The following is a 6,123-nucleotide window of genomic DNA, read 5'->3' as shown; positions in this document are numbered from 1 at the left end:
ACTGACAGGTGGTCCCATTTTCAATTGCAATTCCTAAAATTTTGGCCCCTTTTTAAAATACAATATACACTGTTCTGTTGCTATCTGTTTTTTCATACGTTTTTGGCGGATTGTAGTTGTAATTTTTGGGACATATCAACATTCCTCCCTTCTATAAGAATGGAAAAAATATACCTGATAATATACTAATATAATTTCACTAGTTTACTGGTTTCTATAATTTTTAGTGTTGGTGAGAAATCACCCGCATTATTTTTGTATACACAAAAAGCCAATGATTTCCGCTATGATGTAAGTACGACCAAACACATTAGAAAAGAAATCAACATGGCTTTCTTACATTCTACCGCTCTTTTGCTAGGAATTAAAAACCCACATATTAAGTTAACTCAGGGTTTACAAGAAGAATCTTATGGAGAGGTTCAACAATTTCGTTCATCGGTTCAATCGACGTCCCTACATGTGAAGGTGGCCCATCGAAAAGTCCACACGGTGACGGAGCATCTCGATCATCTGCCTCAAGCCTGTTCTCACTGTGGCTGTCTAAATCAAAGTAGTCATGATATCATACGCAACGGTACGATGAATTCCGTCGTTTTATTGGGACAATCCAACTGTCAGCCTGTCAATTAAAAGTTAAGGAAACAACGCTATTTCTGTAAACATTGCCGTCAGACCACAGTGGTTCGTCACTCTCTTAACTCGTCGGCATTGTTTTATTTCTATTGCGGTGAAGTATGTCATCCTTGAAGAATTAGCTCAGATGCAGTCCATGACCTTCATCGCTCAACACCTGAATGTTTCAACCACGACGTCATCCGTCAATTAAAAATCTATGGGGACAACCTAAATCCTAAACCCAGTCGCTTACCGTCCCACTTGGAGATCGATGAATTTAATCGGTTAAAATTGTTCCCGGGGCAATGTCGTGTCTGTTAATGAATAACGCGACACATAAAAACCATCACCTTGGATATGTATTCCCCTTATCGAGACTTTTTACCGCGGTTATTTCCGGATGCCCGTATCATTATTGACCGTTTCCATATCGTTCAGCTCTTAAACCGAGTGTTAAATTCGTATCGCATTCGGGTTATGAATCGGCTACACTATACTCAGCCCCGAGATTATACCAAGCTTAAGCGATTGTGGAAGCTACTCTTGAAGCCGCGCGAAGCGTTGGATTTTACCCACTATCATACCCATCGATAATTTGACTGGTTGATCAATGAAAAGGCAGGGTCGACTATTTGATCCAACTGGATGCTCAACTGGCATGTACTTTTGAGATCACTTTAATGGAAAGTAAAAAATATGTCTTCCCACACATAGTGAGAACAGCGTTTCGAACATTAACTTCCTACTTATTAGATATTAAAAACAGCTTAACTTATACACTCACGGATGGCGTTGTGGAAGGTACCGTAAATAAAACCAAGATGATCAAACAATCTGGCTATGGTTATCGAAATTACGGTCACTTAAGGTGTCGTATTTTAATCTCAATCCAACAGATCGCTAAATAACTTACATCAAAAAAATAAGACGATAAAACTATATCTATCGCCTTAAATATTCACCAACATTATTTGACAAAGAACCTTAAAAAACACAAAAACCCAGAAGCATCTCTGCTCCCGGGTTAAACCTTCATTCAATTAATTATTTATCAAATAACTCATGTACGTCAGTGAATTCACGGTCTTGTGATTCAGCAACACCTTCTTGAGTAAGAATACCTTTATAAGTATTAATTCCTGTTAAGATGGTTGAGTTACCTAAAGCTGCTTCTTTAACACCTTTGCTGATAATTTCTTGTGCGTAACGTAATGTTACGTTAGTTAATCCTAATGTCGCAGTTCGTGGTACAGCACCTGGAATGTTCGCAACTGTATAGTGAACAACACCATGTTTAATGTATACAGGGTCTTTATGTGTTGTCGCGTGAGTCGTTGTTTCAAAGTTACCACCTTGGTCAACAGCGATATCGACGATCACAGATCCTTCTTTCATTGTCTTAACCATATCTTCAGTTACTAAGATTGGTGCGCGACGTCCTGGGATTAATACAGAACCAATAGCCACGTCAGCATCTTGGATTACTTTCGCAATATTCTCTTCAGTAGACATTAATGTTTCAACTTGTCCACCTAATAAGTCTTCTAATTCAGCTAAACGTTGTGGATTAATATCTAAAATTGTTACTTTAGCTCCCATACCAACTGAGAGTCTCGCTGCGTTGTATCCCACGATACCTCCACCAATAACAACAACGTGGGCACTGCTCACGCCTGGTAGACCGTCTAATAGAATTCCACGTCCACCATTTTGTTTTTCTAAGAAGTGAGCACCGATTTGAACAGCCATACGTCCTGCTACTTCACTCATTGGAGTAAGTAATGGTAACGTACCGTCTTCAACCATTGTCTCGTATGCAATACCAATTACGCCTTTATCTAATAATGCTTGAGTTAAGTTTAATTCAGGCGCAAGATGTAGATAGGCGAATAAGATTAAGCCATCATGGAAATAATCATATTCTTCAGCTAGAGGTTCTTTTACTTTAATTACCATATCAGCGGCCCATACGTCTTTTGCGTCATCTTTGATTTCTGCGCCAGCTTCAATATATTCCTCATCAGTAAAACCTGATCCGTCACCAGCGTGTTTTCCAACATACACAGTATTACCTGCATCCACTAACGTTTGCACGTTACCAGGTGTCATACCAACGCGATCTTCATTTGGTTTAATTTCTTTCGGAATTCCAATTATCATAAATATTTCTCTCCTCAAATTTCTTTTTCGATTGTCAAATATAAATTTCCAACAAATTTAGTATATCATGATTAGTGAAAAAGTTATAATGATATACTTTGTTTTTTTAAAATACCTTTGTGTAGGTATTTTTTTGCATGAAAATCTCCCATGTGAATTCACATTCATATCATTATATAACTAAATAGCTAATTATTTAATCATATATTATTTTTTGAACTTGAAGCAAATTCATATTTATTTTATATCAGAATGATATACTATCAAATGAAGATGAATTAATAAGTGTAATATAGGAGGTGACACATATGTGCTTAATTACATTCAATAAAGATGCGGATAGACCGTATCCATTCGTACTAATTGCTAACCGGGATGAGTCTTACCATAGAGAAAGTAAGGAGATTCATTTCTGGGAAGATGAGCCAAACATTATTGGTGGCCGTGATATGAAAGCTGGCGGAACATGGTTAGCCATGACAAAGACAGGTCGCTTTGCCGCTTTGACTAATCAGCCTTTTACAAAGCATGAACCGGTTGAATTAACATCGCGTGGTGAATTGATTTCGAATTTTCTTAAAGGCGAAATGACTGCTATTGAGTATGCGAAGGAATTAAGAACGAACCGGCTGAATTATGACGGGTATAATTTATTATTTGGAACACTAGATGACCTGTATCTATATGATAATGTCTCGGATGCTTTGACTCCCCTATCTGATGGGATTCATAGTGTGAGTAATACGAAAGATGATCTATCTAAGTACCGTCAGTCTCATTCTGAAAGTGACCTAACTCAGATGATCGAGGCGAACCAAGCCCCATCTGTCGATCAAATGATTAAAAGCTTTCAAGACAAGACACCTAATCCAGACTTTAAGCATTACCCTGAGCATTTAGATAAGGAATATGCGAGACAAAGTTCTTCGATTTTCCTAAATGGGAATCAAGAGTTTGGTACAGTTTCAACAACAGCAATTGTTGTTGATAAGGAAGGCAAGGTTCAAATGAAAGAAGTCAGATACAGTCCGAAAGAAATTACTCAAGTCACTGAGGAGACGTTTCAGTTAGAGTCGGAATAGGTAAAAGACTGACTAAGTTTGACTTATGATACTCTCCGTGCTATACTAGTTGAGTATCATATCGGGGATGTCTTGGTTTCGACAGGTATTGTTCGAACTTATGATGCGTCAGGAAGGCAGCGACTTCCTAAAAACGCTACAGTTAAATATAACTGCAAACAAAACAAACAATAATTTCGCTTTAGCAGCCTAAGAACTGCGGGTGAAGATCGGCCTGGCATCGCCCATGTGCTCAGATACCGGTCTCAAATTCAGTGGGATACGATTTAACTTTCCGTCTGCAAGTTAAATAAGAGATTACCAGACTCGCGAACTGCGATGCCCGTTTATCGGCTAACAGTGAGCCAAACTTTAAATGGATAAACTATTGACGTAGATTTGTAAGTGGCGAGATATTTGGACAGGAGTTCGAATCTCCTCATCTCCATAATAGCTTCACTAAGGTTTCCTACCAGCTTTCAAAGGCTGATAGGAAACCTATTTTTTTATTTATTTTCACTCACGAAGGCTATAATCAATACTACTCCAAAGATGGTCATTGTTTTTAAACTTCATTCATATATTAAGGATGATTGATTTTTCTCAATATCGATTGAACAAATGCAGTTTTTTCCTCAGCATATTTATGCTTATTTGTTTTGTTTATTTTTGATAATTCTATCTTTAATGTTTCATATTCATTTTTGGCTTGACTATTATTTCTCAAATAATCTCTAAAATCTAACTGATCTATCAAATATTCGTTTCCAGTTTGATACATATGAATTTGATGAGTTCTGGGTTCTCCTTTAGTAAAATAATGTCGATCGGGTAATATGTTTGTACCATGATAAGTATAACCAAGTGATTCTAAGGCCGAAATACACTTTTCTCCATCCCTAAATTGCTCAATTTCAATTGCGATATCAATAATAGGCTTTGAACTTAAATACTTTACTGCAGTACTACCAATGTGATGGATTTTAACTGTATAGGATTCAATCTTAGTTTGGATTCTTCTTTTCTCTAGTATAAATTCTTTTTCCCATTCACTTGTCCAGGGAACTAAAAACACTTCACCTCTAGGTAAACCAAGCATATATGAAAACTCCTTTTGAATTGATTTAATATATCTTCATTATACTCAACCCTATTTCGTCAAATCAAAACTTTCTTCAATTAAATCTTCAATATCACCCATTGAATTCATCTCACTCAAATTAATGGTCACCCAATTATCTTTGTCCATGTGATAAGCTTGGTAAATCCCCTCTATTTTTCTGAGCATGCCGATGAATTCATTTCTTACTTTTAGATTCAAGACATCGATTTTCTTATCTCCTTTTAGGCCAATCTTATCTGGAGTGATGTCCATAACTAGGGCAAACCACTTTTCATTGTCCTTATGTCTCAAGGCTGCATAATTCTCAAAGGTATCCCAAGGATGGTCGGGTTTAACTTTATATTTATCTTCAATGTAGTCAAATAACTCTTCTCTTTCAATCATTATTTGCCCTCCTTTATGAATAATTTGTTCAAGTAAAACTTACCACCAACCCTTTAACTAAGCAAATGTTATAAATTTTTAATTGCTAGTGACAAAGTGTCACTCTCATGTTATACTCTCACAGTGACATTTTGTCACTACTTTGTTATGAAGGAGGTTTTCATATCCCTAAAGATACTTTTTTACATTTAGATGCTGATAAACGCGTACAGATTGAATTGATTTTATTGGATGTTCTTTACGATCAACCGCTGAGTCAAGTGAAGGTGTCAGAAATTATTACATTAATGAATATGTCTCGCGGCGCTTTTTATAAGTATTTTAAAGATTTGGCTGATGCGAATGATTACTTAATATCAACAGTGGCACGCGCAATTCATATTGATATTATGCAGCACATTCAACAAAGCGAGGATGCCCTATTCGATGGGATTGCGAATTACTTGAGGGAAATTAGTCACCTCGATCATCAAGATATTCAATGGAAACAAATCAAATTCTTAACTCGAAGTGATCAATTAATATTCTCGAGACGTCGTAAAGTTCCTTCAGAATCACATATGTTTGATCATTGGTTTACGATATTAGAGAAGAATCACTTTGATATCTCAAATAAAGAAGAAGCGATGAGCTTTTTATACTTTGTCATGTCATTGGTTACGAATAGTTTAACTGAATATATCGCCAATGAATGGGATTCACAGACACTTCTCTTAGAATACGATCGAAAGATTTCTTGGTTACTACATGGCATAAACAACACAAAAGGAGAGTAAT

At 36.6% G+C, this 6,123-nt stretch carries 7 protein-coding genes and 1 other RNA gene; 5 read left to right on the top strand and 3 right to left on the bottom strand.

Features of this window, described 5'->3' with window-relative positions; genetic code table 11:
- The first annotated feature begins 942 nt into the window (after positions 1–942).
- On the top strand, positions 943–1,212 hold the full coding sequence (locus ACFO5Y_RS02505; RefSeq protein WP_380706335.1) for a transposase: 270 nt from the start codon (positions 943–945) through the stop codon (positions 1,210–1,212).
- A gap of 86 nt (positions 1,213–1,298) precedes the next feature.
- Entirely contained in the window at positions 1,299–1,526 is a 228-nt protein-coding gene (locus tag ACFO5Y_RS02500) for a transposase (RefSeq protein WP_197103851.1), read from the top strand.
- A gap of 136 nt (positions 1,527–1,662) precedes the next feature.
- Here the strand turns inward: ACFO5Y_RS02500 and ald are convergent, their stop codons facing one another.
- A complete protein-coding gene (ald, locus tag ACFO5Y_RS02495; RefSeq protein WP_197103850.1) occupies positions 1,663–2,778 on the bottom strand; it encodes an alanine dehydrogenase in 1,116 nt (371 codons plus the stop codon).
- A gap of 308 nt (positions 2,779–3,086) precedes the next feature.
- Here ald and ACFO5Y_RS02490 point away from each other — a divergent pair, with 308 nt between their 5' ends.
- Together ACFO5Y_RS02490 and ssrA are read left to right on the top strand one after the other, a co-directional pair.
- Entirely contained in the window at positions 3,087–3,860 is a 774-nt protein-coding gene (locus tag ACFO5Y_RS02490) for an NRDE family protein (RefSeq protein WP_197103849.1), read from the top strand.
- Positions 3,861–3,923: 63 nt separating this feature from the next.
- Positions 3,924–4,290, top strand: a transfer-messenger RNA (tmRNA) gene (gene ssrA, locus ACFO5Y_RS02485).
- Between the two features lie 132 nt (positions 4,291–4,422).
- Here ssrA and ACFO5Y_RS02480 read toward each other — a convergent pair.
- Complete coding sequence (locus ACFO5Y_RS02480) at positions 4,423–4,938, bottom strand: GrpB family protein (protein ID WP_197103848.1); 516 nt, start codon at positions 4,936–4,938, stop codon at positions 4,423–4,425.
- Between the two features lie 51 nt (positions 4,939–4,989).
- Complete coding sequence (locus ACFO5Y_RS02475; RefSeq protein WP_197103847.1) at positions 4,990–5,346, bottom strand: MmcQ/YjbR family DNA-binding protein; 357 nt, start codon at positions 5,344–5,346, stop codon at positions 4,990–4,992.
- 107 nt (positions 5,347–5,453) lie between these two features.
- On the opposite strand from ACFO5Y_RS02475, the gene ACFO5Y_RS02470 reads away from it, so the two are divergent.
- Positions 5,454–6,122 carry a TetR/AcrR family transcriptional regulator gene (locus ACFO5Y_RS02470; RefSeq protein WP_209494294.1) on the top strand — a complete coding sequence of 223 codons (669 nt, stop codon included), beginning with the start codon at positions 5,454–5,456 and terminating at the stop codon, positions 6,120–6,122.
- The last annotated feature ends 1 nt before the right edge of the window (position 6,123 follow it).

It is taken from the genome of Ruoffia tabacinasalis (genome assembly GCF_042652985.1).
GTDB classification, from domain to species: Bacteria; Bacillota; Bacilli; order Lactobacillales; family Aerococcaceae; genus Ruoffia; species Ruoffia tabacinasalis.
Note: the sequence above shows the minus strand (reverse complement) of the source record. Positions and strands in the feature narration are given on the sequence as shown.

Excerpts from the sequence above, each read along its gene's own strand:
- ACFO5Y_RS02480 (WP_197103848.1), bottom strand. The coding sequence starts at position 4,938 with ATGCTTGGTTTACCTAGAGGTGAAGTGTTTTTAGTTCCCTGGACAAGT.
- ACFO5Y_RS02500 (WP_197103851.1), top strand. The coding sequence starts at position 1,299 with ATGGAAAGTAAAAAATATGTCTTCCCACACATAGTGAGAACAGCGTTT.
- ACFO5Y_RS02475 (WP_197103847.1), bottom strand. The coding sequence starts at position 5,346 with ATGATTGAAAGAGAAGAGTTATTTGACTACATTGAAGATAAATATAAA.
- ACFO5Y_RS02490 (WP_197103849.1), top strand. The coding sequence starts at position 3,087 with ATGTGCTTAATTACATTCAATAAAGATGCGGATAGACCGTATCCATTC.
- ACFO5Y_RS02470 (WP_209494294.1), top strand. The coding sequence starts at position 5,454 with ATGTTATACTCTCACAGTGACATTTTGTCACTACTTTGTTATGAAGGA.
- ald (WP_197103850.1), bottom strand. The coding sequence starts at position 2,778 with ATGATAATTGGAATTCCGAAAGAAATTAAACCAAATGAAGATCGCGTT.